The sequence below is a fragment of the Massilia luteola genome, assembly GCF_034420155.1.
Taxonomy (GTDB): domain Bacteria; phylum Pseudomonadota; class Gammaproteobacteria; order Burkholderiales; family Burkholderiaceae_D; genus Telluria; species Telluria luteola.
In genome coordinates, this window is sequence record NZ_JAXOFN010000027.1 from 41,289 (window position 1) to 66,810 (window position 25,522).

Below are 25,522 nucleotides of genomic sequence, written 5' to 3' on the forward strand. Positions count from 1 at the left end.
CTCCTGATTCTTATGGTTGGCCTGTCCGCGCGGACAGGCCTGTCGTGAGGATTACAGCCAGCCCTTGGTGGTCATCTGCTCGAGGACGTAGCGTGCGACCAGCCAGTTCTCGAACGGGGTCGGGTGCACTTCGTCGGCGAACATGTAGTGGCTGACGTCGCCGGCGATCACGTTCTTCGCATTGCAGACGAGCGACGTCGTGCCCAGCGCGTTCGGACCGCAGGCCGGGGTCGACGTGTTTGTCAGGCCATACGGCGCCGGGTTGATGACTTCGTCGTGGCTGACGGTCCACAGGTCGACGTACAGGACCTTCGGTTCGTTCGCGATGCCGGCCTTCAGCTGGGCGTTGAACGCGTCGACGGCCGTCTGGATCAGGGTCTGGACAGGTGCCGATTGCGCCTTGCCGGACGGCGTCGATGCCACGTCCGGCAGGTTGTTCACGACGACGTAGTTCGCGCCCTTGGCGACGATCTGCGTCTTGACGAGGGCCGCCAGCTCGCCGCCTGCGGTCGCCATCGCGGTGACGACGCCGGCGGCGTTCGCGGTCACGTAGTCGGCACCCGCCTTCTGGCCGGCGGCCGTCGCATCGACCTGGGCCTTGGCCACCATCGGACCATACACGGTGGCCTGCGCGGCCGCGGTGTTGCCGGCCATGACCGCCGCAGTGACGGCAGCCTGCACGACGGTGGTATCGGTGTGACCGGGGCGCGCCGCTTCGGTCTGGATCGCCAGGCCGATTGCCTGCGCGGCCGTGGCCGGGTTCGGTGCGCCGGCGGCCAGCTGCGTCGTCAGCGACACGGCAAAGACCTGCGCCCCGGCCGCGGCGCCTGCGGCGGTGGCGCTCGTCGACAGCTGACCCAGCAGGAACAGGATGTCGTTACCGCCAGCCATCACGGTCACCAGTTCGGTGCCGCTGAATTTGCCGCCGGTCTTGGCCAGGTGGTTGGCGATCTGGGTCACGACGGGTATCGTCAGGAGGCCCAGCGTCGGGTTCACGAGCTTGTTGTTCGGGCCGATCGGATTGGTGACACGCGAACCGCCCTGCGCATAGTTCAGGCAGTTGACGTTCATGGTAACGGGCACGGCAAAACCCTTGGTTGCGTCGCCCTGCAGTCCGGTCATGGCCGGGCACGGCACCGGCAGACTCAGCTGGGCTGCGACGACTTCGGTCCAGTTCTTGCCCGTCAGCTCAGGGCTGATCGCGGTGTTGTCGCCGTTGATCGTGAACTTGCCACCGCCCAGTGCCTTCACGCCGCCGACGGCATAGGTGCCGACGTCCGACAGGCTGTCACCGAACGATACCTGGGCGCTGAACTTGGTGACCGGGGTCTGGTCGCCTGCACGGGGGCTGGTGCTGCTGCCGCCGCAGGCCGACAGGACAGCGGCGGTCACCAGTGCGAGCGCGAATGAGGTCTTACGCATTGTGTCTCCTAAAAAAATTTTTCTTCTGCAACGAACGGCCGTGCTATTCGTGTATTAACTAATATGCCAGTGTTCGGCATCGTTGTATAGAGAAAACCTTTGTCGTACGCCGGCAGCAACAGCTTGTATTTTTGCGGCAGAGACGAGGCCGGCAGCGGCCGATTATAGCAACGCTGCAAGCCTGTTTTTACCTCAATGTGACAATGTTGACTGAAAATAATCTCGCGTCGCCGCCATGCAGAATGGGGCCACGAGACCGGCGTGGTAAGTAGACGACACGGCATCGTCGCCCGAGGCCGCGCGCAGGAGCGCCTTGGCGGCCACGAAGCCCGCCTTGGCCGAGCGGTACGGATCGTCCAGGCCGGGCGCGTCGTCGATGTCCAGCAGGGTGATGTTGCTGCCGCGCGCGCTGAAATAGCTGGCGGCCGACGTCGCGTTAAAGAACGGCACGACGGGATCGGCATGGCCGCCGCACAGCATCGTCGGCGCGCTCGGCATATAGCTGCGCAGGTCGTTGCGCACGAGCCACTTGCGCAGGTTGTGGGCCGGAGAACAGGCGAGCGGCGCGGTCGCGCTCTGGTCGCACGGGTGCGATGCCAGGTCGGCCAGGTAGCCGTTGCGGTAATCCGTGCGGACCAGGTTGTTGGCGCCGAAATATTGCGTATAGCCGGCCGCCTGCGGCTGCGAATTCGCGGCGAACAGCGCCGTGGCCGGCAGCTTGCCCTGGTCGACGAGATCGCTGCTGCCGAGGCTGCCCGGCACCAGGTCGACGATCGTGGCGGCATACGGCGCCTCGTAGATGTCGGATGGCGTCGTGTACAGCGCCGCGCTGGCGTGCTGGCCGGCGTTGACGATCATCGGCACGATCACGGTGGCGCCGTTGCGCGGCGCGCCGCCGAACAGGTCGTCGCCGAAGCGGGCGAGCGCATACGGCCCCGACATGCCGGACGCCGCCGTCAGGTTGAACTCGTTCGTGCCCAGATCCTGCATGGCGCGCTGCGTGGCCAGCGCCACATAGCCGCCCTGCGAATAACCGGTGACCATCAGCTTGCCTGAATCCTTCGCGCCGATCGCCGTGAACGAGGTGCGCGCGGCGCGCAGGGCGTCGATCATGTCGGCGGCCTGCGCGACACGGTCGAGATACGGGTGATAGCCCAGCGAGGAACCGCTGTAGCCCGTGTAGTTCGGCGCGACGACGATGAAGCCCTGCGCCGCGAACACGGCCGCCGCCAGGCGGGCTTCGGTGTTGTTGGCGATGTCGGCCATGTCGTAGGATTTCTGCAACGAGGTGCCGTGCGCATACAGCACGACGGGACGCGAGTTGCTGCACGAGTTGCCGCCGCCCGTGGGCACGAAGACGGCGGCGCTGCCGTCCGTCGCTTCGCCGGCGCCGCCGACGGTGTTGTAGTGCACGCGGTACACGGACACCGAACACTGCGGCTGGCCCGCGACGGCGAGGGTGCCCTGCTGTGCCGCTTCGAGGAAGCCGGCCAGCACGGTCGGGGTCAAGATGGGCAGGCTGGCGCCGCCGACGTTGACGGCAACCGAGGCCGCCTGGCCCACGAGGCTGCCGCGGGTCGGGGCGGGCAGCGGGTCGGGATTGACGACGCCGGTCGGCGTGCCGCCGGCGGTGGTGCCGCCGCTGCAAGCGGCAAGCAGATAGCCCAGCCCGAGGCTGCAGGCCAGGGTGAATAGGGAACGCATGGATGTCCTTCGACTGACGGATGACTAAAACGGCAAGCGCCGGCGCGCATCGGTCGATGACGGATGGCGGGACAGGTCCACGCGGTGGCGGCGCAGGCGCGCAACGCCCGACACCGGGCATTGCCGCCTAGGATGCACCGGGCGGCCTTTTTTGGGAAGAATTCGAACGGATTACAGCGCGGGAGTGTTGTTTATCAACCCGTGCACGATGCCCGTCGAACCATGCGCGGCGCGGCGCAGGCGGTCGTTGACGCCCAGCCAGGGGCCGTCCTGCGGCGGCGCCTCGACGAGGATGACGTCGGCGGACGTACCGTCCATCGCCCGCAGCGCCGCGTACAGGGCATGCGCGAAACCTTCCGGCGACGCGGGCAGCCGCACGGCCGCGTGCGTGGCCGGCAGGTCGGAATAATGGATCAGGGCGACCTTGCGGCGCGCCGCCTGCAACCTGGACAAGGTATCGACGAGCGTCGCCGTGTCCTGCATCGCGACGGGCGTGTGCGGCGCGTAATGCGATTCCAGCGTGCCGGAAGCGCGGGGCGCGGCGGCATCGGGCCGCGCCGGCACCTGGTCGATCACGGCCGCGATGGCATCCGCCGAGATATGGCCCGGACGCAGCAGCACGGGGCCGTGCGTGGCCAGCCGGGATAAATCGACGATCGTCGATTCGATGCCGACCTCGCTCTGGCCGCCATCCAGCACGAAGGCGATGCGGCCGTGCTCTCCGATGTCGTCGGCGAACTCGTCGCGCACGTGCTGGGCCGTGGTCGGGCTGACGGCGCCGAATTTATTCGCGGACGGCGCGGCGATGCCGCCCTTCCCGCCCTTGAATGCCTGCAGCAACTGGATCGCGACGGGATGCGACGGGCAGCGGATGCCGACCGTGTCCTGGCCGCCCGAGACGGCGTCGGGGATGTGCGGCGCGCGTTTCAGGATCATCGTCAGCGGACCGGGCCAGAAGGCGTCGGCCAGCTGGCGCGCTTCCGACGGAATGCCGGTGGCCCAGTAGTCGAGATCCGCACCGGGCGCCACGTGCACGATCACGGGATGATCCTGCGGCCGGCCCTTGGCCGCGTAGATCGCGGCGACGGCGGCCGGATTCTCCGCGTCGGCGCCGAGGCCGTACACGGTCTCGGTCGGCAACGCGACGAGCCGGCCGGCCTCCAGCGCGCGCGCGGCGGCGTCGATCACATCCGTCACCGCGCGATTCACGGCGCGATGCCCAGGATGGCGCAGGCTTGCTCGAAACTCGCCTGCGCTTCCCGCAAGGTCGGCGCGACGAACGTCACGTGCCCCATCTTGCGGCCGCGGCGCGGGTCGGTCTTGCCGTACAGGTGCAGGTTGGCGCCGGGCAGCGCCAGCACCCGGTCCCACGCCGGTTCGCGCACGACGTCGCCATCGCCCTCGAACCACACGTCGCCGAGGATATTCAGCATGACGGCCGGCGAGTGCTGGCGCACTTCGCCCAGCGGCAATTTCGCCATCGCCCTGACCTGCTGGGCGAACTGGCTCGTGATGCAGGCATCCATCGTGTAATGGCCGCTGTTGTGCGGCCGCGGCGCCATCTCGTTGACGACGAGCGAGCTATCCGTCAACACGAAGAATTCGATGCACAGCACACCGACATAACCGAGCTCGGCCACGATGGCGCGCGCGGCATCCTGCGCCTTGCGCGCGCAGTCGGCGGACACGTTCGGGCCAGGCACCGTCGTCGTGAACAGGATGCCGTCGCGGTGCACGTTCTCCGCGATCGGGTAGACGACCGACTGGCCGTCCGCCCCGCGCGCCGTCAGCACCGACACCTCATAGGCAAGCGGCAGCATCTTTTCGAGCAGGCAGGTCACGCGGCCCATCGCTTCGAACGCGGCGCGCACGTCCTCGCGCGTGCGCACGCGCACCTGGCCCTTGCCGTCGTAACCCATGCGCACCGTCTTCAGGATACCGGGCAGGAGCTCATCGGCGATGGCGTCGACGTCTTCGTCGCTCGCGATCACCTTGTGCGGCGCCGGCATCACGCCGGACTTGCCCGCGCAGGCGACGAAGAAGGATTTTTCCGCGATGCGGTCCTGGGCGACGGAGACGCCGTGCGCGTCGGGCGCCACGAACACCTGCTGCGCGAGGCGAGACAGGCTGGCGGCCGGCACGTTTTCGAATTCCGTCGTGACGGCCACGCATTGCGCGGCCAGCGCATCCAGGCCGGCGGCATCTTCGTAGCCGGCCTCGACGAGGCGCTCGGCCACCTGGCCGGCCGGGCAATCGTTCGACGGCTCCAGCACGGCCACGCGGTAGCCCATCGCCTGCGCGGCGTGGGCGAACATGCGGCCCAGCTGGCCGCCGCCCATCACGCCGAGCCAGGCCGGCTCGGACGCGGCGGGGAGAAAAACTGGGGACGTCGTATTACTCATCAGTCGTTCACGGGCAGGGTCATGGCCTTGGCGGCGGCGGTCTGTTGCAAGCGGAATTGTTCCAGCTGGCCAGCCAGGGCGTCGTCGGTGGTGGCGATGATCGCGATCGCCGTCAGCGCGGCATTCGCGGCGCCGGCCTCGCCGATCGCGAACGTCGACACGGGAACACCTTTCGGCATCTGCACGATCGACAGCAGCGAATCTTCGCCGCGCAGGTATTTCGACGGCACGGGCACGCCCAGCACCGGCACGACGGTCTTCGCGGCCACCATGCCCGGCAGGTGCGCGGCGCCGCCGGCACCGGCGATGATGGCGCGCAGGCCGCGCGAGCGGGCGCTTTCCGCATACGCGAACATCTCGTCCGGCATGCGGTGCGCCGAGATCACCTGCGCTTCGAACGGCACGCCGAACTGCTTCAGCATGGCGCAGGCGTGCTGCATCACGTCCCAGTCGGAACTGGAACCCATGATGACACCGACGAGAGGCTTGTTCTGTTCCGCCATCGTCAAACCTTCAGCTTCTCGCCCGTCAGGCGTTCGATGGCTTCGAAGTACTTGGCCTGGGTCTTGTCGATGACGTCCTGCGGCAGCGCCGGTGCCGGCGGGGTCTTGTGCCAGTCGGTCAGGGTTTCCAGGTAGTCGCGCACGAACTGCTTGTCGTACGACGGCGGCGACATGTCCGGCGCGTACGAATCCGCCGGCCAGAAGCGCGACGAATCCGCGGTCAGCACTTCGTCCATCAGGTGCAGCACGCCGTTCTCGTCCAGGCCGAATTCGAACTTGGTGTCGGCGATGATGATGCCGCGCGTGGCCGCGTAATCGGCCGCGGTCTTGTACAGCTGGATGCTGATGGCACGGATCTGGTTGGCCAGTTCCGAGCCGATGCGCTGCTCCATGTCGGCGAAGCTGATGTTCTCGTCGTGCTCGCCCAGGTCGGCCTTGGCGGCCGGGGTGAACAGCGGCTCGGGCAGTTTGTCCGCCTGGCGCAGGCCGGCCGGCAACTGGATGCCGCAGACGGCGCCGGTGGCCTGGTAATCCTTCCAGCCCGAACCGATGATGTAGCCGCGCACGACGGCTTCGACGAGGATCGGCTTCAGGCGCTTGGCGACGACGGCGCGGCCTTTCACTTGCTCCACTTCCTCGGGTGCGACCACGGATTCCGGCGCCATGCCGGTCAGGTGGTTCGGCACGATGTGGCCGAGTTTCTCGAACCAGAAATCGCTCATCTGGTTCAGCACCATGCCCTTGCCGGGAATCGGTTCGTTCATGACGACGTCGAAGGCCGACAGGCGGTCGGTCGTGACGATCAGGATCTTGTCGTCGCCGACCGCGTAGTTGTCACGGACCTTGCCATGGCCCAGCAGTGGCAGGGAGGAAATAGTGGATTGGTAGAGGCTTTTCATAGAGGGGATATCTTGATAAAGCGAAACCGGCAAAGGTGCCGGTCGGGTGGGCGGCGGTTGGGAGAACCGGTGCCAAAGCGATATTTTACGTGATTCTCACGTCATCGTCGTCAAAAGCAAACGATGGGCAGATGGGAGCAACCGTAGAAGCGACCGCAAAACGACCGTCGCCCCTGCGAAGGCAGGGGCACAATTTCGTGGCTCAGCCGAGGAAATTGGGTCCCCGCCTGCGCGGGGACGACGATTGTTAGCGTATTTGTCCTCGTCGTGAGTACGTGGTCGCGATTACTGAACGATCTGCGCCAGTTCGCCAGCTTTATAGCGCTCCGCCATTTTCTCCAGCGGCATCGGCTTGATCTTGGCGGCCATGCCCTCGCAACCGAAGGAGATATAGCGTGCCTTGCAGATCTGCGTGGCCGCTTCGCGGGCCGGCTTCAGGTAATCGCGCGGGTCGAACTTGGACGGGTTCTCGAACAGGTATTTGCGGATCGCGGCCGTCATCGCCAGGCGGATATCCGTGTCGATATTGATCTTGCGGACGCCGTGCTTGATGCCTTCCTGGATTTCCTCGACCGGCACGCCATAGGTTTCCTTCATGTCGCCGCCGAATTCGCGGATGATGGCCAGCAGCTCCTGCGGCACCGACGACGAACCGTGCATCACGAGGTGCGTGTTCGGGATGCGTGCGTGGATTTCCTTGATGCGGTCGATGGCGAGGATGTCGCCGGTCGGCTTGCGCGTGAATTTATAGGCGCCGTGCGACGTGCCGATGGCGATGGCCAGCGCGTCGCACTGGGTGCGCGCGACGAAGTCGGCGGCCTGCGCGACGTCGGTCAGCAGTTCTTCGCGGGTCATGGTGCGGTCGGCGCCGTGGCCGTCTTCCTTGTCGCCCTTCATCGTTTCCAGCGAACCGAGCACGCCCAGTTCCGCTTCGACGGTGACGCCGATCGAGTGCGCGAACTTGACGACTTCCTTCGACACCTCGACGTTGTAGTCGTACGAGGCGACCGACTTGCCGTCCGCTTCCAGCGAGCCGTCCATCATGACGGAGGTGAAGCCCGAACGGATCGCGCCCATGCAGACAGCCGGCGACTGTCCATGGTCCTGGTGCATGACGACCGGGATGTGCGGGTAGGCCTCGACGGCGGCGTCGATCAGGTGGCGCAGGAAGGCTTCGCCGGCGTACTTGCGGGCGCCGGCCGAGGCCTGCATGATCACCGGGCTGCCGGTCTGGTCGGCCGCGGCCATGATGGCCTGGACCTGCTCCAGGTTGTTGACGTTAAAAGCCGGCAGGCCGTAGCCGTGTTCGGCGGCATGGTCCAGCAGTTGACGCATTGATACGAGTGCCATGGTTTAGCTCCATAGGAATAAAGAAACCTTTCCGGGTCTCACACCTGCTGCGCGCGTGCATGCGCCTGGCCTCGCGCGACAGGCGCGTCAGCCATGCACATCACTTTCGTTCGACAGTCCGGCGCGGCCGCGGGTTGCGGCCGCGCGCTCAGGTATTGAGCTCCCTCTTAATCGAATTCCCCGACACGAACGATTTTCAGTGCGTTCGTACCGCCGACCTGGCCCATCGGCTCACCCCACGTGACGACGATCATGTCGCCCTTCTTGACGATCCCGTTGGCCACCATCAGGTCTTCGGCCTGGCGCAGGACGGCGGCGCTGTCGCCGCGCTGCGTCAGGTGGTACGCATGCACGTTACGATACAGCGATACCTTGCGCTGGGTGGTGACGCTTGGCGTCAGGGCGTAGATCGGGGTGTCGACGTGGTGACGGCTCATCCACAGCGCGGTCGAACCGGATTCGGTCAGCGCCACGATCGCCTTCACGCGCAGGTGGTGCGCGGTGAACAGGGCGCCGTACGCGATCGACTGGTCGATGCGGGTGAACTGCACGTTCAGGAAGTCGGCTTCGAGTTTGTTGTATTCGGAACGTTCCGCTTCGACGCAGATGGCGGACATCATCTCGACCGTCTCGACCGGCCACTTGCCGGCGGCGGTCTCGGCCGACGTCATCACGGCGTCGGTGCCGTCCAGCACGGCGTTCGCCACGTCCGACACTTCGGCGCGGGTCGGCACGGCGTTGACGATCATCGATTCCATCATCTGCGTGGCGGTGATCGCCAGCTTGTTGGAATCGCGCGCCATGCGGATCATACGCTTCTGCAGCGCCGGTACGGCCGCATTGCCCACTTCGACGGCGAGGTCGCCGCGGGCGACCATGATGCCGTCGGAGGCGTCCAGGATTTCCTGCAGCACGGGAATCGCTTCCGCGCGCTCGATCTTCGCGATCATCATCGGCTTGTGACCCGACGGCTCGCCGGCGATGTTGGCCAGCTGGCGCGCCATTTCCATGTCGGTCGCCGTTTTCGGGAACGAGATGGCCAGATAGTCGGCCTGGAAGGTCATCGCGGTCTTGATGTCTTCCATGTCCTTCGCGGTCAGCGCCGGCGCCGTCAGGCCGCCGCCCAGGCGGTTGATGCCCTTGTTGTTGGACAGTTCGCCACCGACCTTGACGATGGTGTGGATCTCGCTGCCGGCCACGCGCTCGACGATCAGCACGATCAGGCCGTCGTTCAGCAGCAACGTGTCGCCCGGACGCACGTCGTTCGGCAGCGCCTTGTAGTCGAGGCCGACACGCTCCTGGTTGCCCAGTTCGCCGTTCTCGCCCCAGCGGGAGTCGAGGATGAAGCGGTCACCATTGTTCAGCAGGATCTTGCCCTCCTCGAACTTGCCGACGCGGATCTTCGGCCCCTGCATATCGGCCATGATCGCCACTTCGCGGCCGCACTCGGCGGCGGCGCGACGCACCAGGTTGGCGCGGTCGATGTGGTCCTGGGCACGGCCGTGCGAAAAGTTCAGGCGCACGATATCCACGCCCGCACGAATCATGCGGACGAGCGTATCGAAGTCGGAAGAAGCGGGGCCGATGGTTGCGACGATCTTGGTGCCACGAGACATTGAACTATCCTTGAAGTGAAAAGCGCAGCCTGTGAGCTGCGCCGGTGACCGGTAGGTTTATTTTGCTGCGCTGCGCTGGAGCAGGATCTCCACGGCCGGGAGCGTCTTACCTTCGAGGAATTCGAGGAAGGCGCCGCCGCCGGTCGAGATATAGCCGATTTGGTCGGCAATATTATATTTTGCGATTGCGGCCAGGGTGTCGCCGCCGCCGGCGATCGAGAAGCCTTTCGAGGACGCGATGGCCGCAGCCAGGGTCTTCGTGCCTTCCGCGAACTGGTCGAACTCGAACACGCCAACCGGGCCGTTCCACACGATGGTGCCGGCCTTGCCGATCTGTTCGGCGAGCTGGGCCGCGGTCTTCGGGCCGATGTCCAGGATCATGTCGTCATCCGCCACGTCCTTGACGTCCTTGATGGTCGCGGCGGCCGTCGGGGAAAATTCCTTGGCGCACACGACGTCGACGGGAATCGGCACCTGCGCGCCGCGGGCGGCCATCTTCTCGATGATCGTCTTCGCTTCGCCGACGAGATCCATTTCCGCGAGAGACTTGCCGATGTTCAGGCCCACGGCCTTCATGAACGTGTTGGCGATGCCGCCGCCGACGATCAGGTTGTCGACCTTGTCGGCCAGGCTCTGCAGGATCGACAGCTTGCTCGACACCTTGGAGCCGGCGACGATGGCCAGCAGCGGACGCTGCGGCGCGCCCAGGGCCTTGCCCAGCGCGTCCAGCTCGGCCGCCAGCAGCGGGCCGGCGGCGACCACGGGCGCGAACTTCGCGATGCCGTGCGTGGTCGCCTCGGCGCGGTGCGCGGTGCCGAAGGCGTCGTTGACATAGATGTCGCACAGCTTGGCCATCTTCTGCGCCAGCTCGTCCGAGTTCTTCTTTTCGCCCTTGTTGACGCGGCAGTTTTCCAGCAGCACGACCTGGCCCGGCGCGACGTCGACGCCGTCGACCCAGTTCTGTTTCAGCTCGACGGGCTGGCCCAGCAGCTCGGACAGGCGCTTGGCGACTGGCGCCAGGCTGTCTGCCGGCTTGAACTCGCCTTCGGTCGGACGGCCCAGGTGCGACGTGACCATCACGCCAGCACCCGCATCAAGCGCAGCACGGATCGCGGGAACCGAAGCACGCACGCGCGTGTCTTCCGTAATGTTGCCGGCGTCGTCCTGGGGAACGTTCAGGTCGGCGCGGATGAAGACGCGCTTGCCCTTCAGCGCGTCTTGGTCGATCAGGTCTTGCAAGCGGGTGAAATTGAGAACGGCCATTGTCAACAGTCGAGGAATGTTTAAAAAACGCTATTTTACCTTAGGCCAGTCCTTGGAAAACATGAGAAACGCGCAGGACAGTGAATACCAACATGCCGATAACGATGGTCTGCAACATGTTCCGCCGCCACAGGTAGTAGGCAAGCGCGACTATACCCGCCAGCAGTTTCGGATTCGTGACGGCCAGCTGGATGTCGCCCTGCGGCCCCAGCATGAAATCCGGCGCGACGATCGCCGCCAGCGCGCAGGCCGGCGCATAGCGCAGCAGTTCCTGCACGCGCCGGGGAATCGTCACGCGGTGGCCCACCATCCACAAGGCGCTGCGGGTGCAGGCGGTGGCCACGGCCAGCACGGCGATGACGGCCCAGATGTCCCAGTCAGCCATGGCGCACCTTGCGGCGTCCGCGCGTTTCCTCGACGGCGATGGCGGTGGCCATGCCGACGACGACCGCGAGCAGCAGTCCCAGCTTGTACGGCAGGCCATGCGCCAGCACGGACACGACACCCGCCACCAGCACGCCGCACAGGGCCGCGCTGTTGATGATCAGGGGAACGAGGATGCACAGGATGGCGAGCGTGCCGGCAAACCCCAGCTGCCATTCGGTCGGGACCGCGCTGCCCAGGAAGATGCCGGCGAACGTGCCCGCCTGCCAGGCGGCCCAGGTCGGATACAGCAGGCCCTTGAGGAACGACAGCTTGCCCCGCTCGGGCGCCGCATGGGGGTAGCGTTGCAGGAAAAGTGCCGTCGTCAGGTCGCCGGAAATATAGCCGAGATAAAAACGCTGGAACAGCGGCAGTCGCGAAAAATGGGGGGCGAGCAATGCGGAAAAGATGACGAAGCGCAGGTTGACGACGAATGCGGTGGCAAAGATGACCCCGACGGGCGCGCCCGCGGCGATCAGCGGCAGTGATGCGAGCTGGGCCGAGCCGGAATACACGAGGAGGGTCATGGCGCTGGCCTGCATCACCGTGAGGCCACTCTTGACCATCGCGACGCCGACCACCATGCCCCACGCGACGAGGCCGAACAGCGTCGGCAGGCCGACCTGGAAGCCTTCACGCCAGGCGGTTGCATCGTGCCCGTCGACATCGCTGGCGCCGCCGTCGCTGCGTTGGGTGCCTGAATCCAGGTGTGGGCCGTTCATGTCGCGTTCCTGCAACAAAAGCGGCAAACAGGCATGGCGGACGGGCGGCGTTCGGACATGAAACGGTGTGGTGAGAATGCGTGTAGATTTCCCGACTGGAAATTCTACTCGACAGTATTAAGGCCGCTATTCTACCGGACCATTCCGGCAATCTGGTTGAATCCGTTAGAATCGTGGTTTTGGGAATGCCGAGATACCGGACGCGCGACGACGAGCCGCTCGCGCCATGGATAGCCAAGGTAAGTAAATACGGTGCGCATGGCAAGCCTGCACAGGCCGGTTCTTGGCATTCCCCTTGCCAAACTAGTTGACGGAGAAATCGATGAACGACAAGACCATCCCGGTCGTGGAACTGGAAGCCAAGGACCTGCCGGCATATTGCCCTAACCCGGCCATGCCGCTGTGGTCGTCCCACCCGCGCGTCTTCCTGGATTTCGATCACGACGGCAACGCCAAGTGCCCATACTGCGGCACCCAGTACCGCCTGAAGCCGGGCACGGTGCTGGCTCACCACTGATTCTTGTCATGCCCGGGGGCTTGCCGTGAACCCAGCGAGCGCCGCGGCCTCCCACGCTGCCCCAGGCTACCAGGCCCCCTGGTGGCTGCCGGGCGGCGACCTGCAGACGATTTATCCCGCCCTTTGCATCCGCAAGCCGGCCGTCGCCTACCGGCGCGAGCGCTGGAACACGCCATGCGGCCAGGATTTCATCGACGTCGACCTCGTCGACGGTGCCACGGCCGGCGCCCCGTTCGTCCTGCTGTTCCACGGCCTGGAAGGGTCGTCGGACAGCCATTACGCGCGCTCCCTGATGGCGCTCGTCGCGGCGCGCGGCTGGCATGGCGCGGTCCCGCATTTCCGCGGCTGCTCGGGCGAGGCGAACCTGGCCCCGCGCTTCTACCACTCCGGCGACGCCGAAGAACTCGACTGGATCATCCGCCGGCTGCGGCCCCGCCATGCCGGTCCGTTCTACGTGGCCGGCGTGTCGCTCGGCGGCAATGCCCTGCTGCGCTGGCTGGGTGAACAGCGCCACGGCGCGGGCATCGTCGACGCCGCCGTGTCCATCTCCGCCCCGCTCGACCTGGCGGCCGGCGGCGCCGCGCTGTCGTCCGGCTTCAACCGCCTGTACACGCGCATGTTCCTGCAGACCCTGAAGCCGAAGGCGCTGGCCAAGCTGGAACGCTTTCCCGGCCTGTTCGACCGCGACCGCCTGCTCGCCGCAAACGATTTATACAGTTTCGACAACGTCGTCACCGCCCCGCTGCACGGCTACCGCGACACCGACGATTACTGGCACCGCGCCAGCGCCCGCCACGTCCTGCACGACATCGTCGTCCCGACCCTCGTGCTGAACGCGCGCAACGATCCGTTCCTGCCGGGCCGCCACCTGCCGCAGACGGCCGCGCGCGCGGTGACGCTGGACTTTCCCGCAACGGGCGGCCATGTCGGCTTTTCCACGGGCCCCTTTCCGGGACGCCTGGACTGGCTGCCGCAACGCATCGTGGCCTTTTTCGACGACGCGGCCGGCCGCCCCGATCCGCACGCCACGCGCGCGCCGGCGCCCCCGCGGCTGTGCCAAGCTTGAACCCATGGACGACATCGTAAAACAGGCAATGGCCAAATGGCCGAACGTGCCCTACTGCTACGGCTGGCTGGCACTGGACGCGCGCGGCGCCTGGCGCATGCGCGACGAGGCGTCCCAGCGCGCCGGCACGCCGGGCGACAAGCTCACGAACGCCGCGCTGGTCGGCTTCATCGCCCGCAATTATTTGTCGGATGAGCGCGGCTGCTGGTATTTCCAGAACGGTCCGCAGCGCGTCTACATCAACCTCGAGACGACGCCATTCATCGCCCGCACCGACCCGGCGCAAGGCCTTGTGCTGCACACGGGCCAGCCGCTGGCTGCCCCGGCCGAAGCCTGGCTGACGGACGCCGGCGGCATCGTGCTGCGCGCCGGACAGACAGTGGCCCAGGTGGACGACCGCGACGCGGCGCAATTGCTGCAGGCCTTCGAACTGGACGGCCGCCCCGCGGCGGATGAGGACGTGATGGCGTGGCTCGAAGGCGGCGCGGGCGACCTGGCCCTGCGCTGGCAGGACCGGCGCATCGCCGTCGGGCGGTTGCTGGCGGACGAGATGCCGGAGCGCTTCGGATTCGTGCGCCGGCCGGATTTGCTGCAGCCGCAGGACCAGTAATTGTTGTCGTCGCAGCGGCGGGGAGCCAGGTAATCGTCGTCCCCGCGAAGGCGACGAGCCAATTAACCGTCGTCCCCGCGAAGGCGACGAGCCAGGAAATCGTCGTCCCCGCGAAGGCGGGGACCCAAGTACTGTGCCGTTACGCACGCAAAATTAGGCCCCCGCCTCCGCGGGGGCGACGGTGTGGCAGTGGCGGCGACGATGACGTTGACGGCAACGGCAACGGCGCAGGTAACGATGACGGCGGCAGCGGCAGCGGCAACCGCGACTACAGCAACAGCAACAGCAACGACAGCAACAGCAACATCAATGTCGTTCAGCCTACCGATCCTGGTCCTTCTTCTCTTTTTTCTCGTCCTTCTGGCGCTCGTTCAGCTCCCGCTCGCGCGCATCGATCACGGCCTGGTCGTAGAACGACACATCCTTCGCCTTGCGCGCGAGATTGAGCTGGTCGACAGCCGCCGGCACCGCTCCCGTCAGCACATACGATTCGGCCAGCGCCATATGCTGCAGGGCGATCTTGCCCTGGGCCGCATATGTCTTGGCCAATTGATCGTAGAGCTTGGGCTCCTCGCGGTATTGCTGCACCTGGTCGCGCAGGAACTGGCCGGCCTTGTCCAGCTGGCCGTCCGCGATCAGCGCGTCGGCGTACTGGCGCGTCAGCATGCGCGACAGCGGGAATTTCTGGTACGCGGCTTCCGCTTCCTGGACGGCCTGGTGGACCACTTGCGGCGGCTGTCCGGGCGCCAGCTTGATCTCGATGCCGAGGCCGGCAAACATGGCGCTGCCGTCCGTACCGCTGCGCTCGCTCGAAAACACGCCGGGACGCGGCTTCATCGACGCCTTCGCCTTGTCGAGCCAGCTCTGCGCCGTCTTGAGATCGCCCTGCTTCAGCGCGAGGTACGAGAGACCATACATCGCGGCCGTCTGCTGCTGCATGTTCGGCTGGGCCAACTGGCTGTCGAACGTGGATTTCGCTTCGTCGCGGCCTTTCTGGCTTTCGTCCTGCAGCACGCGCACGCGGGCGCGCACGAGGTGGAATTCGATGCTGTCCGGCCGGATGTGGATCGGCTTGGGATGTTCGCGGATGCGCGCCTGGATGTCGGCAATGCGCTCGCCCGTCAACGGGTGGCTGCTGAGCCAGGCCGGCGCCTCGCCGTACACGCGCGTCGTGCTCTGCAAGCGCTTGAAGAAATTGACCATGCCCGATGTATCGTAACCGGCCGCGCGCATCGTCTGGAAGCCGACGCGGTCCGCCTCCCGTTCGGCATCGCGGCTGAAGTTCAGCTGGCGCTGGATGGCCAGGCCCTGCCCACCCATCATGACGCCCATCGCCGCATCGGCCCCGCCGCCGGCCTTGCCGACCAGCGCCGCCAGCAGCAGCGCGGCCAGCGGCAACAGCGCGTCCTGCTTCTGCTGGCCGATCATGCGGGCGATGTGACGCTGCTGCACGTGGCCGATCTCGTGCGACAGCACGGACGCCAGCTCCGACTCGCTCTGCGCCGAGAGCAGCAGCTGCGAGTGCACGCCGATGAACCCGCCGGGCAGCGCGAACGCGTTGATCATCGGATCGCGCACGGCGAAAAAGAAGAAATCGGCATTTGTCTCGCCGCGCGCGCCGGGTGCGAACGACACGAGATTTTCGCCGAAGTTGTTCAAGAACTCGATGATCGCGTCGTCGTCCAGGTAATCGGGATCGCGCCGGATATCGTTCATGATCTCTTCGCCCAGCTTGCGCTCCATCACGGGCGACAAGTCGGCACGCGCGCTGTCGCCGAGCGTCGGCAAGCCGGTGGAATCGGCGCTGCCGTGCAGGACCGGAACAGTGGGGGCGGCGAGCGCGCCGGCGGTCGCCACGGCCAGGCTGACGGCCGCGGCGAGACGGCGCCACGGCCATCTTGGTGAAAGCTGCAACATCGCTGAAATCGGGTTAGGTTTCACGATGCTATGATAACCGCTTCCCGGCCATTGCTACCGCCGGGCCATATTTTGTTACTTTGCTGCCTGAACAATATGACAACATCCACCGACGCCGCCAGCCCCCTGACCCACTTCGACGCCACCGGCCAGGCCCACATGGTCGACGTCGGCGCCAAGGACGCCACCCACCGCATCGCCGTCGCCGCCGGCACCATCCGCATGCAGCCGGCCACGCTGGCACTGGTGACGTCGGGCTCGGCCAAGAAGGGCGACGTGCTGGGCGTGGCGCGCATCGCGGCCATCATGGCGGCCAAGCGCACGAGCGACCTCATTCCCTTGTGCCATCCGCTGGCGATTACCCGGGTCGCGGTCGATTTCGAGATCGATGCCGCGAATCACAGTGTGCATTGCCGGGCGCAGGTGGAGACCTACGGCAAGACCGGGGTCGAGATGGAGGCGCTCACGTCAGTGCAGGTGGGCTTGCTGACCATTTACGACATGTGCAAGGCGGCGGACCGCGGCATGGTCATGACCAATGTGCGCGTGCTGGAAAAGCATGGCGGCAAGTCGGGCGACTGGACGGCGCAGCCGGAAGCCTGACGCGGCACGTCACCCGTTCAGCCGCGTCCCGATCCACCAATAATTCCCCTGTTCATCCCGCACACCCGCCGACCGGTCCCCATACGGCAGGTCGCGCGGCTCGGCGAGACTGACCGCGCCCCGGTCCAGCGCCCGTGCATACACATTGTCGACATCCTCGACGTACACATGCACCGATGAGACCGGCAACTCGGTCCACGGCCTGAATCCCACCATCAGCACCGAATCGCCGATCCGGACCTCCGCGTGCCGGATCGCGCCCTCGGCGTCGACCTCGCGCCGCAACTCGGTCGCGCCGAACGCGTGCGCCAGGAAATCGAGGACGGCGCGCACGTCCTTGACCAGCAAATAAGGCGACACGGCGTTATAGCCATCGGGTTTGTAGCGATCACCCCTCATCGTCACCCCTGTCCGTAAGGCGTGTACTCGAACCCGTTGCCGATCACGCCGATCAGGCCGGCCTTGTTCTCGGCACTGTCGCTGATGGCGGCCAGCACGTCGGCGGTGCCGGCCGCTTTGCTGTCGAGCACACCGGTCCAGAAGTCGAGGCCGCCCGCATCCGGCGCCCGGTGCAGGATGTTTTCGTAGAAGCGGTTCACCAGGTCGCGGTTCGACGCCACCCCGTCATAGGCGTCATGGTATTCGTCCGAATCGACGAAGCCGCTGGCCACGGTCGCGAAGCTCTGGCCGTGGTCCATCGCATTGATCCAGTAGCCCAGTCCACCCGCGTCCGGCGCCCGGTTGAACGCGGCCTGGTAGATGCGGTAGACCTGGCCGCCGTTGCCGTCGATGTCCAGCGCGACGGAGGCGTCGCTGAAGTCCACGCGTTCGACGCCGGTCAATTGCTCGATCGTGCCCGCCTTGTCCGTGACCGTGTACGTGCCGCCGGTCGTGCCGATCCGCTGGACGGTTGCGTCGGCATGCGTCATGGACAGGCGGACCGTGTCGATGCCCGCGCCGCCGTCGACGGCATGCGCATCGCCGAGCAGCGTGATCTGGTCGTTGCCGGCGCCGGCCATGACGCCCAGTTGTCCGCCGCCGCCCTTGAGGCTGATACGGTCGTTGCCGGCGCCGGCTTGCAGCATGACGGGTGCGTACAGATGGGCCGGCAGGTCGACGGTCATGACGTCGTCGCCGTCGAAGGCAGGCGTATCCGTCCCGACCGTGCCGCCCAGGCTCTGGCTTGCGCTCACGCTGGTCGAGATGCCGCCGAGCTGAAGCTGGCTCCCGTCCTGATACAGTTCGTGGTAGCCCGTCAGCACACCGCCGAGGCCGTCTGTTCGCGTGCTGTCGATGTAGAAGCTGCCGTCGATGCTGGTCGATGCCAGGAATTTCTCGGCGTAGAGCGTGATATTACTGAACGAGCCGATGGTATCCCCGTGAGGCGTGAGTGCCAGGTTGCCCGTCAGCGTCAACCCCGTGTTGCCGTACACCGGATCGTAGGTGGGACTGGCGGCCGAGAGGTCGCTGGCGAAGCCCAGCGCGCTGTACGTATCCCCCGTCGTCGACGGGGTCAACCACACATTGCCGCCGTCGACCGTGTAATCGAAATTGATTTTGCCCGCGCCGAACACGCCGGCGACGCCAGGCTGCGCATATTCGTAACCGCCGGCGCTGCCATGGCCGGTCGCCGCGCCCGGATTGTCGAGTACGACGTTCCTGTACGTTTCCGTTGCGCCGCTCGTGTAATGGACGACCAGCGTGGCGCCGTCGAGGACCGACCCGGTGGCCTCCCCCGGATTGATGGTCCCCTTGTATGAATCGATCGCCTGGAACATGCCGTCGAGCGAACTGGCAAGCGCACCGTTCTGCAGGGCGAGCGCGTGCTGCTGGTCGACGACTGCTTGCGACAACGTCATGGTGATGGTTGCCATGTTGCCTATCCTTCATGGAACGATGATCAAGACATTGTAGTGAAATTAATGGACTGAATTTTCACTAAAAATATCTTTCTGCAAAACACCCGTCGACACGAAGGCGGAAGAGTGGGAAGAGTTCTGATCCCGTTCCGGAACGTCGTGCCCGTACGTCACACCGCCGCCTTTCACCCGGGGGCTTTTTTTGCCTTGCCAGCCTTTCCACGTGTTAAATTGCTGCCTTTCACCGGCCACGCCAATCAAGCGCGGCCGTGTATTCACAAGCCACAAGCGAGAGGACAGGATGAAATTAGGTATGCTGGCGCTGGCCGCGGCCCTGACGGGCACGGCACTCGGCGCAACCGCCGCACCGCGCGGATTCACGGTCGAAGACCTGGTGACGATGGAGCGGGTCGGCAGCCCGGCGGTGTCGCCGGACGGCGGCCGTGTCGTCTACACGGTGCGCACCACCGACATGGGCAAGAACCGCGGCCATACCGACCTCTACCTGGTCGACCTGCGCGCCGCGCACCCGGTGCCGCAACGCCTGACGTCGGATGCCGCCAGCAGCACGGATCCGGAATGGTCGCCGCACGGCGACGCGATCTATTTCATCTCGTCGCGCTCGGGTTCGGGCCAGGTCTGGCGCGTGCCGGCGGCCGGTGGCGAAGCCGTCCGCGTGACGGACCTGCCGCTCGACGTCGACGCCTTCCGCGTCGCGCCGACGGGCGACCGCATCGCGCTCAGCATGGCCGTGTTCCGCGACTGCGCCGACCTCGCCTGCACGAAGGCGCGCGTGGACGCGAAGGAACAGGACAAGGCCAGCGGCAAGATCTACGATCGCCTGTTCGTGCGCCATTGGGACACCTGGTCCGACGGCCGCAACGCCGTGCTGTATGCGGCGCCGCTGGATGCGTCCGGCCGCGTGAGCGGGACGCCCGTCAGCCTGTCGGGCTCGCTCGACGGCGACGTGCCGTCGAAGCCGTTCGGCGACCGCGAGGAATTCCGCTTCAGCCCGGACGGCAAGACCGTCGTCTTTTCGGTGCGCATTGCGGGCAAGACCGAGGCATGGTCGACCAACTTCGACCTGTACACGGTCCCGGCCACGGGCGGCACGCCGCGCAACCTGACAGCCGACAACAAAGCCTGGGACACGAAAGGCGTGTTCTCGCCGGACGGCCGCACCCTCGCCTATCTCGCCATGACCCGCCCCGGCTTCGAGGCGGACCGCTACCACGTCGTGCTGCTCGACCTCGCGACCGGCAAGAAGCGCAACGTGGCCGACAACTGGGACCGTGCTCCGGGCAGCCTCCAGTGGACGGCCGACGGCAGGACGCTCGTCACGGATGCCGACGACATCGGCCAGCACCGCCTGTTCGCCATCGACGTGGCCAGCGGCAAGGTGACCCCGCTGACCGACAAGGGCGCGATCGGCGGCTACGACGTGCGCGGCAATACCGTCGCCTACACCCAGGCCAACCTGGCGTCGGGCGCGCAATTGTTCAGCCTGCAGCTCGGCGCGAACAAGCCGGTGCAGCTGACCCATCTGAATGAACAAAAACTGGCCGACGTGCGCTTCGGCGAGTACGAGCAGTTCTCGTTCAAGGGCGCCAACGGCGACATCGTCCACGGCTATGTGACGAAGCCATGGAATTACGAGCCGGGCAAGCAATACCCGATCGCCTTCCTCGTCCATGGCGGCCCGCAGGGCAGCTTCGGCAACGCCTGGAGCTACCGCTGGAACCCGCAGGTGTACGCGGGCGCCGGCTACGCCACCGTGTTCATCGATTTCCACGGCTCGACCGGCTACGGCCAGAAATTCACGGACGCCATCAGCGGCGACTGGGGTGGCAAGCCGCTCGACGACCTGAAAAAAGGCCTGGCCGCGGCCGAGGCGAAATATGCCTGGCTGGACCGCTCGCGCGCGTGCGCACTGGGCGCCTCGTATGGCGGCTACATGATGAACTGGATCGAGGGCAATTGGTCCGACGGTTTCAAATGCATCGTCAACCACGACGGCGTGTTCGACACGCGCGGCATGGCCTATTCGACCGAGGAACAATGGTTCACCGACTGGGAAAACGGCGGTCCGTACTTCACCGTGCCGGAAAACCATGAGCGCTTCAACCCGGTGCTGTACGTGAACAAATGGAAGACGCCGATGCTCGTCGTGCACGGTGGCCGCGACTTCCGCATCCCGATGGCGCAAGGCCTGTCCGCGTTCACCGCGCTGCAACGCCGCGGCATCGAAAGCCGGCTGCTCGTGTTCCCGGACGAGAATCACTGGGTCCTGAAACCCGCCAACTCGCTGCTGTGGCATCACACCGTCATCGGCTGGCTGGACCAGCACCTGAAACAGTAAATCCGCGCGTCTCGACCCGTGGATCCCAGAGAACGCCTGCCCCCGCAGGCGTTTTTTTCATTTCCGAACTGCCAAAAGATTTTCCCCGGTGCTACTATGACCGGCTTCGAGGATTGAAAAAACCATGAACGACCCGCAAGCGGAACGCGAACTCAAGCCCCAGGAATTCGAATTCGAATCGATGAACCTGCAGGTCGGCGTACGCCTGCAATTCATCACGCACCGGCGTCTGAAGCCGGTGCAGCATTTCTCGACGCTGATCGGCTGGCTGAAGGACGAATACCTGATCGTCAAGATCCCGACCGACAACGGCATGCCGATCCCGCTCGTCGAAGGCGAGCGCCTGACGATGCGCGTGTTTTCCGGCATCCACGTGTGTTCGTTCGCCTGCACGGTCGAGCGCGTTTTCGGCCGGCCGGTGCTGTACGCCCACATCTCGTTCCCGCGCGCGATCCAGGGCACGAGCCTGCGCACGGCCATGCGGGTGAAGGTGGACATTCCCGCCAGGATCATCCCGGCGAACAGTGCCGTGCCCGGCGCCGACTGCCTGTTGACGAACCTGAGCGTAAATGGCGCGCGAATCGAATCGAAGAAAAGCCTGCCCCAGGACGAAGACGAAATCGACCTGGAATTCGCCCTGCTGGCCCCGCCGAACAACCAGGAAATCCGCGTGCGCACGCGCGCGGCCGTGCGCAACATCAGCGCACTGTCCGGCGGGCCGGAGCAGGCCGAGGGGTTTGCGTATGGCGTGCAGTTCGTGGATCTGGATCCGGTGCACTACACGCTGTTGCAGAATCTGACGTATGAGGCGTTGCTGGCGGATCGGCAGAAGATCGTCTGAGTCCTGACCGTCTCTGCTTTAAAAATAGCCAGTAATCCACAGCCGTGGCCAGTGCTGCCCCTGGTTCGCCGCTTCCTGGGCAGCCGTGAGAGGTTGTTGCTCGTAGCGCGCGACCACGTCCTGCCAAACGCCGGCCACCCCAGCCATGGCGACCACCACGAGCAACGCACCGCCGGCTCCCCCTACGATATTGGGTGCGGCGGGGCATGGAGCCGGCAAAACGGTCTTGTACCACCCGATTGCACAGCCGAGATACAAAGCAATTGCAAGCTGACTCTGTGGCATGACGAACAGGCCGGACACGAGCCCGTCGACCAGGATCGCGACCGCTCCCATCAGCAGAGCCGCGAAAATGGTCTGGTTGGCGATGTCTCCTTCCGCGATCTTGCGGCCGGCGTGCAGAAGTGCACGAAGTGCCAGCACGATCGTTGCGAGCAGACACGCCAGCGCAGGCAGTCCCCATTCGCTGCCGAACTGCATGAGCCAGTCATGCGGATGGGCGCCGATGTGCAGGTCGCCGGCGTAATGGGCAAAATGCATTGGTCCGACGCCGAGCAAAGGATGTTGCGTGATCAGGTCGGCAGCGCGACGCCAGAGGAACATGCGTCCCGATGCGGGATCGTTGGCCGTACGCTCGACCACAAAGGAAATCGCCCGCATCCCCTGTGCCCCGAGGACTGCGGGAACGGCGACCAGCAGTATGAAATACGTCACGAGGCCCAGTGCCGCCGTCAACGCGGCCATCCTCAGGTAAGGAATTGCGGTACGGCGCAGGACAATCGCGATGATCGTGCAGCCCATCGCGATACCGACGAGCGTTCCGCGCCCCGTGGTGGCGATGAGTGCCGTCCACCAGTAGATTGTGACGCCCAGCCACAGCGGCCGCAATCGGTCGGTGCGGGCAGTCAGGCAGCACAGCAGCACGAACAGCGGCAGGATCGACGTCTGAACGTGATTAAAAAAGCGGAAATTGCTGAATCCCCACGCAAAGTCGTCGGGTGTCAGTGGATTGCCAAAACAGAAGGCGCTTACATAGGCGACCAAGAAATATACGCTGTACAACACGACGGTCGCGGCGGTTGTTTGCAGGATGAGGCGAAGGGCTGCCGGTCCGCGGCGGACGACTTCGTCGCCGACCTGCGTCGCGAGCAGATAAAGGAGGAACAGCGCCGCAACTTCGAACAAGGCGAAACGGGGCGAGAATGCCATCGTGCCGCTGGTGATCCCCAGCGCGAAGAATGTCGCAAGGCAGATGCCGGCAGGGCCCTCGAATAGCGGGCGAAGCTTGAGGCGGCGTCGGACCAGGACCATGACAGCGCCCACGAGCAGCACAGCGATTTCAAGGATACGCTGGCGGTCATGTCCTGCCACGACGAGGAAGTTCGCGTACAAGGCTGCGCACAAGAGCACACAGAATGGCATCGTTCGAACGTTGCCCATGGTCCAGTCGCGCGCCTGGCCGGCCTGCATTTCCGTCAGCATGATTTCCTCGTTTGTGAACAGGTTCAAGACCGGGCCCCAAGAAAAAACCCCGCCGTAGCGGGGTTTTCTTCAGCTGGATCGCGATTACGAACCTGCGACGCAACCGGTCGTGCCAGCATATTTCGGATCAACCGTGGTACCGCAGCTCCAGTGGCCGTCGTCACCGCGGGTCACCGTGACGGTGTGGGTATTCACATCCGACGGACCGCCGACGATGGTGCACTGGATCGTGGTGCCGGTGACCGCGAATGCGCTGCAGTTCTTGGTCGCTGCCGGCATTTTGATGTCGGCGACAGCGGCCGGGGTCCCACCGTTGTTCAGCAGGTCATCGAAAGCGGTTTCGCCCGAGGCGATTTCCTGATAAGCCATCGTGAACTTCGACTTGGTCACATAGCTCTGGTAAGCCGGGATAGCGACGGCGGCCAGGATACCGATAATCGCGACAACGATCATCAGTTCGATCAGGGTGAAGCCGGCTTGGGCTTTCTTGACGATTTTCGGTGCTTTCATGATGTCTCTCCAGGTTGGGGGCACTGCAAATTAAAAGGGTATTTCGTATCCAGTACTGCTTGCTTCTGCCCTTTACTATATGCAACCGACGTGCCAGGTCGTTTCCATAGGAAATCGTTAGCAATGTGCTACCAAATTGTGGGTTTTCGCGCATTTTCCGCATTGCCGCATGACAATTTTTGTCATCGGACATGGCGAAATTTGTCAGCTCGACAGATTTTGTTGAATCGCGACAAAAATTGTCAGCTCGTCGTATCGACTTGGCACGAATCGGGATACGGGCCGGATTTACGCCGCTTCGCCTTGACCAAAGAGCTTTGCGGCTTCTTGCCCGCTCATGCTGCTTGGCAGCGCCTCATATCCGATTCTTGTTCATCGGCTCGCAGCTTCGCTCCGCACCTCCTTTCCACGGTCAGTCACCCTTCCGCAGTTGCGCTTCACTTTGCTCGCTGTGGCCAGCTCGCAGCGGGACTTGCACCCGCAAGAGTGCGCCCATGCTGAACGCACAAAAAAAACGGGACGCACGAATGCGTCCCGTTTTCATCGACTGCGAATCCGGAGGATTACAGCATCGCCTTCAGCAGACGAGCCATTTCCGACGGGTTCTTGGTAACCGTGATACCGCAGGCTTCCATGATTTCCAGCTTGGCCTGTGCCGTGTCGGCACCGCCCGAGATCAGCGCGCCGGCGTGGCCCATGCGCTTGCCCGGCGGCGCGGTGACGCCGGCGATGAAGCCGACGACCGGCTTCTTCATGTTGTCCTTGATCCAGTAAGCGGCGTTCGCTTCGTCCGGGCCGCCGATCTCGCCGATCATGATGACGGCGTCCGTGTCCGGATCGTCATTGAACATCTTCATGATGTCGATGTGCTTCAGACCATTGATCGGGTCGCCGCCGATGCCGACTGCCGACGATTGGCCCAGGCCCAGCGCGGTCAGCTGGCCGACGGCTTCGTACGTCAGGGTGCCCGAACGCGACACGACGCCGATGCGGCCCTTCTTGTGGATGTGACCCGGCATGATGCCGATCTTGATCTCGTCCGGGGTGATCAGGCCCGGGCAGTTCGGGCCCAGCAGCAGGGTCTTCGAACCAGCCTTGGCCATGCGGTCCTTGACTTCCATCATGTCACGGACGGGGATGCCTTCGGTGATGCAGATGGCCAGGTCCAGCTCGGCTTCCACGGCTTCCCAGATGGCGGCGGCGGCGCCTGCCGGCGGGACATAGATCACGGAAACATTCGCGCCCGTGTTCTGCTTGGCTTCCTTGACGCTCGCGAAGATGGGGATACCTTCGAAGTCCTCACCGGCTTTCTTCGGGTTCACGCCTGCGACGAAGGCTTCACGGCCGTTCGCGTAGTCGCGGCACATGCGCGTGTGGAATTGGCCGGTCTTGCCGGTGATACCTTGGGTGATGACTTTGGTGTCTTTATTAATCAGAATCGACATTTTATTTCC

At 65.1% G+C, this 25,522-nt stretch carries 23 protein-coding genes; 6 read left to right on the plus strand and 17 right to left on the minus strand.

Annotation, left to right across the window (positions count from 1 at the left end):
* Positions 1 to 51: 51 nt before the first annotated feature.
* The 11 genes from U9J41_RS22885 to U9J41_RS22935 all read right to left on the minus strand — a co-directional run bounded on the left by U9J41_RS22885 (position 52) and on the right by U9J41_RS22935 (position 12,304).
* Positions 52 to 1,422 (minus strand): SGNH/GDSL hydrolase family protein, encoded by a 1,371-nt coding sequence (locus U9J41_RS22885; protein WP_322404457.1) that lies wholly within the window; start codon positions 1,420 to 1,422, stop codon positions 52 to 54.
* A gap of 192 nt (positions 1,423 to 1,614) precedes the next feature.
* A complete protein-coding gene (locus tag U9J41_RS22890; RefSeq protein ID WP_322404458.1) occupies positions 1,615 to 3,126 on the minus strand; it encodes an alpha/beta hydrolase family protein in 1,512 nt (503 codons plus the stop codon).
* A gap of 171 nt (positions 3,127 to 3,297) precedes the next feature.
* Positions 3,298 to 4,323, minus strand: a complete 1,026-nt coding sequence (locus tag U9J41_RS22895; protein WP_322404459.1) for an L-threonylcarbamoyladenylate synthase — start codon at positions 4,321 to 4,323, stop codon at positions 3,298 to 3,300.
* An 8-nt stretch (positions 4,324 to 4,331) separates the two neighbouring features.
* On the minus strand, positions 4,332 to 5,528 hold the full coding sequence (locus U9J41_RS22900) for a 5-(carboxyamino)imidazole ribonucleotide synthase (protein WP_322404460.1): 1,197 nt from the start codon (positions 5,526 to 5,528) through the stop codon (positions 4,332 to 4,334).
* Positions 5,528 to 6,031, minus strand: coding sequence for a 5-(carboxyamino)imidazole ribonucleotide mutase (gene purE / locus U9J41_RS22905; protein ID WP_056447085.1), 504 nt, complete (start codon positions 6,029 to 6,031; stop codon positions 5,528 to 5,530). Before purE ends, U9J41_RS22900 begins: the two co-directional genes overlap by 1 nt.
* 2 nt (positions 6,032 to 6,033) lie before the next feature.
* Positions 6,034 to 6,930 carry a phosphoribosylaminoimidazolesuccinocarboxamide synthase gene (locus U9J41_RS22910; RefSeq protein WP_322404461.1) on the minus strand — a complete coding sequence of 299 codons (897 nt, stop codon included), beginning with the start codon at positions 6,928 to 6,930 and terminating at the stop codon, positions 6,034 to 6,036.
* A gap of 285 nt (positions 6,931 to 7,215) precedes the next feature.
* Positions 7,216 to 8,280: a class II fructose-bisphosphate aldolase gene (fba, locus tag U9J41_RS22915; protein WP_322404462.1), complete on the minus strand. Its 1,065-nt coding sequence runs from the start codon at positions 8,278 to 8,280 to the stop codon at positions 7,216 to 7,218.
* 167 nt (positions 8,281 to 8,447) lie between these two features.
* Positions 8,448 to 9,896 (minus strand): pyruvate kinase, encoded by a 1,449-nt coding sequence (gene pyk, locus U9J41_RS22920; RefSeq protein ID WP_056447095.1) that lies wholly within the window; start codon positions 9,894 to 9,896, stop codon positions 8,448 to 8,450.
* Positions 9,897 to 9,953: 57 nt separating this feature from the next.
* Positions 9,954 to 11,159 carry a phosphoglycerate kinase gene (locus tag U9J41_RS22925; protein ID WP_322404463.1) on the minus strand — a complete coding sequence of 402 codons (1,206 nt, stop codon included), beginning with the start codon at positions 11,157 to 11,159 and terminating at the stop codon, positions 9,954 to 9,956.
* 40 nt (positions 11,160 to 11,199) lie between these two features.
* Complete coding sequence (locus U9J41_RS22930) at positions 11,200 to 11,544, minus strand: AzlD domain-containing protein (protein ID WP_322404464.1); 345 nt, start codon at positions 11,542 to 11,544, stop codon at positions 11,200 to 11,202.
* The gene (locus U9J41_RS22935; protein ID WP_322404465.1) at positions 11,537 to 12,304 is read right to left on the minus strand and encodes an AzlC family ABC transporter permease; all 768 of its coding nucleotides are present in this window, start codon (positions 12,302 to 12,304) and stop codon (positions 11,537 to 11,539) included. Before U9J41_RS22935 ends, U9J41_RS22930 begins: the two co-directional genes overlap by 8 nt.
* A gap of 322 nt (positions 12,305 to 12,626) precedes the next feature.
* Here U9J41_RS22935 and U9J41_RS22940 point away from each other — a divergent pair, with 322 nt between their 5' ends.
* The 3 genes from U9J41_RS22940 to U9J41_RS22950 are packed head-to-tail and all read left to right on the plus strand — an operon-like array spanning position 12,627 to position 14,497.
* A complete protein-coding gene (locus tag U9J41_RS22940) occupies positions 12,627 to 12,821 on the plus strand; it encodes a zinc-finger domain-containing protein (RefSeq protein ID WP_036236204.1) in 195 nt (64 codons plus the stop codon).
* Positions 12,822 to 12,846: 25 nt separating this feature from the next.
* Positions 12,847 to 13,887, plus strand: coding sequence for a YheT family hydrolase (locus tag U9J41_RS22945; RefSeq protein WP_322404466.1), 1,041 nt, complete (start codon positions 12,847 to 12,849; stop codon positions 13,885 to 13,887).
* A 4-nt stretch (positions 13,888 to 13,891) separates the two neighbouring features.
* On the plus strand, positions 13,892 to 14,497 hold the full coding sequence (locus tag U9J41_RS22950) for a DUF2946 family protein (protein ID WP_322404467.1): 606 nt from the start codon (positions 13,892 to 13,894) through the stop codon (positions 14,495 to 14,497).
* Positions 14,498 to 14,818: 321 nt separating this feature from the next.
* Here U9J41_RS22950 and U9J41_RS22955 read toward each other — a convergent pair whose 3' ends face one another.
* On the minus strand, positions 14,819 to 16,414 hold the full coding sequence (locus U9J41_RS22955) for a M48 family metalloprotease (RefSeq protein ID WP_322404468.1): 1,596 nt from the start codon (positions 16,412 to 16,414) through the stop codon (positions 14,819 to 14,821).
* Positions 16,415 to 16,510: 96 nt separating this feature from the next.
* On the opposite strand from U9J41_RS22955, the gene moaC reads away from it, so the two are divergent.
* On the plus strand, positions 16,511 to 17,017 hold the full coding sequence (gene moaC / locus U9J41_RS22960; protein WP_322404469.1) for a cyclic pyranopterin monophosphate synthase MoaC: 507 nt from the start codon (positions 16,511 to 16,513) through the stop codon (positions 17,015 to 17,017).
* 9 nt (positions 17,018 to 17,026) lie between these two features.
* Here moaC and U9J41_RS22965 read toward each other — a convergent pair whose 3' ends face one another.
* The gene (locus U9J41_RS22965) at positions 17,027 to 17,416 is read right to left on the minus strand and encodes a VOC family protein (protein ID WP_322404470.1); all 390 of its coding nucleotides are present in this window, start codon (positions 17,414 to 17,416) and stop codon (positions 17,027 to 17,029) included.
* Positions 17,417 to 17,418: 2 nt separating this feature from the next.
* Positions 17,419 to 18,891 carry a DUF4214 domain-containing protein gene (locus tag U9J41_RS22970; RefSeq protein WP_322404471.1) on the minus strand — a complete coding sequence of 491 codons (1,473 nt, stop codon included), beginning with the start codon at positions 18,889 to 18,891 and terminating at the stop codon, positions 17,419 to 17,421.
* A 286-nt stretch (positions 18,892 to 19,177) separates the two neighbouring features.
* Between U9J41_RS22970 and U9J41_RS22975 the strand changes: the two genes are divergently transcribed.
* Together U9J41_RS22975 and U9J41_RS22980 are read left to right on the plus strand one after the other, a co-directional pair.
* Positions 19,178 to 21,235 carry a S9 family peptidase gene (locus U9J41_RS22975; protein ID WP_322404472.1) on the plus strand — a complete coding sequence of 686 codons (2,058 nt, stop codon included), beginning with the start codon at positions 19,178 to 19,180 and terminating at the stop codon, positions 21,233 to 21,235.
* A 124-nt stretch (positions 21,236 to 21,359) separates the two neighbouring features.
* On the plus strand, positions 21,360 to 22,076 hold the full coding sequence (locus U9J41_RS22980) for a flagellar brake protein (protein ID WP_322404473.1): 717 nt from the start codon (positions 21,360 to 21,362) through the stop codon (positions 22,074 to 22,076).
* Positions 22,077 to 22,094: 18 nt separating this feature from the next.
* On the opposite strand, the gene U9J41_RS22985 is transcribed toward U9J41_RS22980, so the two are convergent.
* The 3 genes from U9J41_RS22985 to sucD form a co-directional block, all read right to left on the minus strand.
* Positions 22,095 to 23,585 carry an O-antigen ligase family protein gene (locus U9J41_RS22985; RefSeq protein WP_322404474.1) on the minus strand — a complete coding sequence of 497 codons (1,491 nt, stop codon included), beginning with the start codon at positions 23,583 to 23,585 and terminating at the stop codon, positions 22,095 to 22,097.
* A 57-nt stretch (positions 23,586 to 23,642) separates the two neighbouring features.
* Positions 23,643 to 24,068: a pilin gene (locus U9J41_RS22990; protein WP_322404475.1), complete on the minus strand. Its 426-nt coding sequence runs from the start codon at positions 24,066 to 24,068 to the stop codon at positions 23,643 to 23,645.
* Between the two features lie 563 nt (positions 24,069 to 24,631).
* On the minus strand, positions 24,632 to 25,513 hold the full coding sequence (sucD, locus tag U9J41_RS22995) for a succinate--CoA ligase subunit alpha (protein ID WP_056447154.1): 882 nt from the start codon (positions 25,511 to 25,513) through the stop codon (positions 24,632 to 24,634).
* Between the last annotated feature and the right edge of the window lie 9 nt (positions 25,514 to 25,522).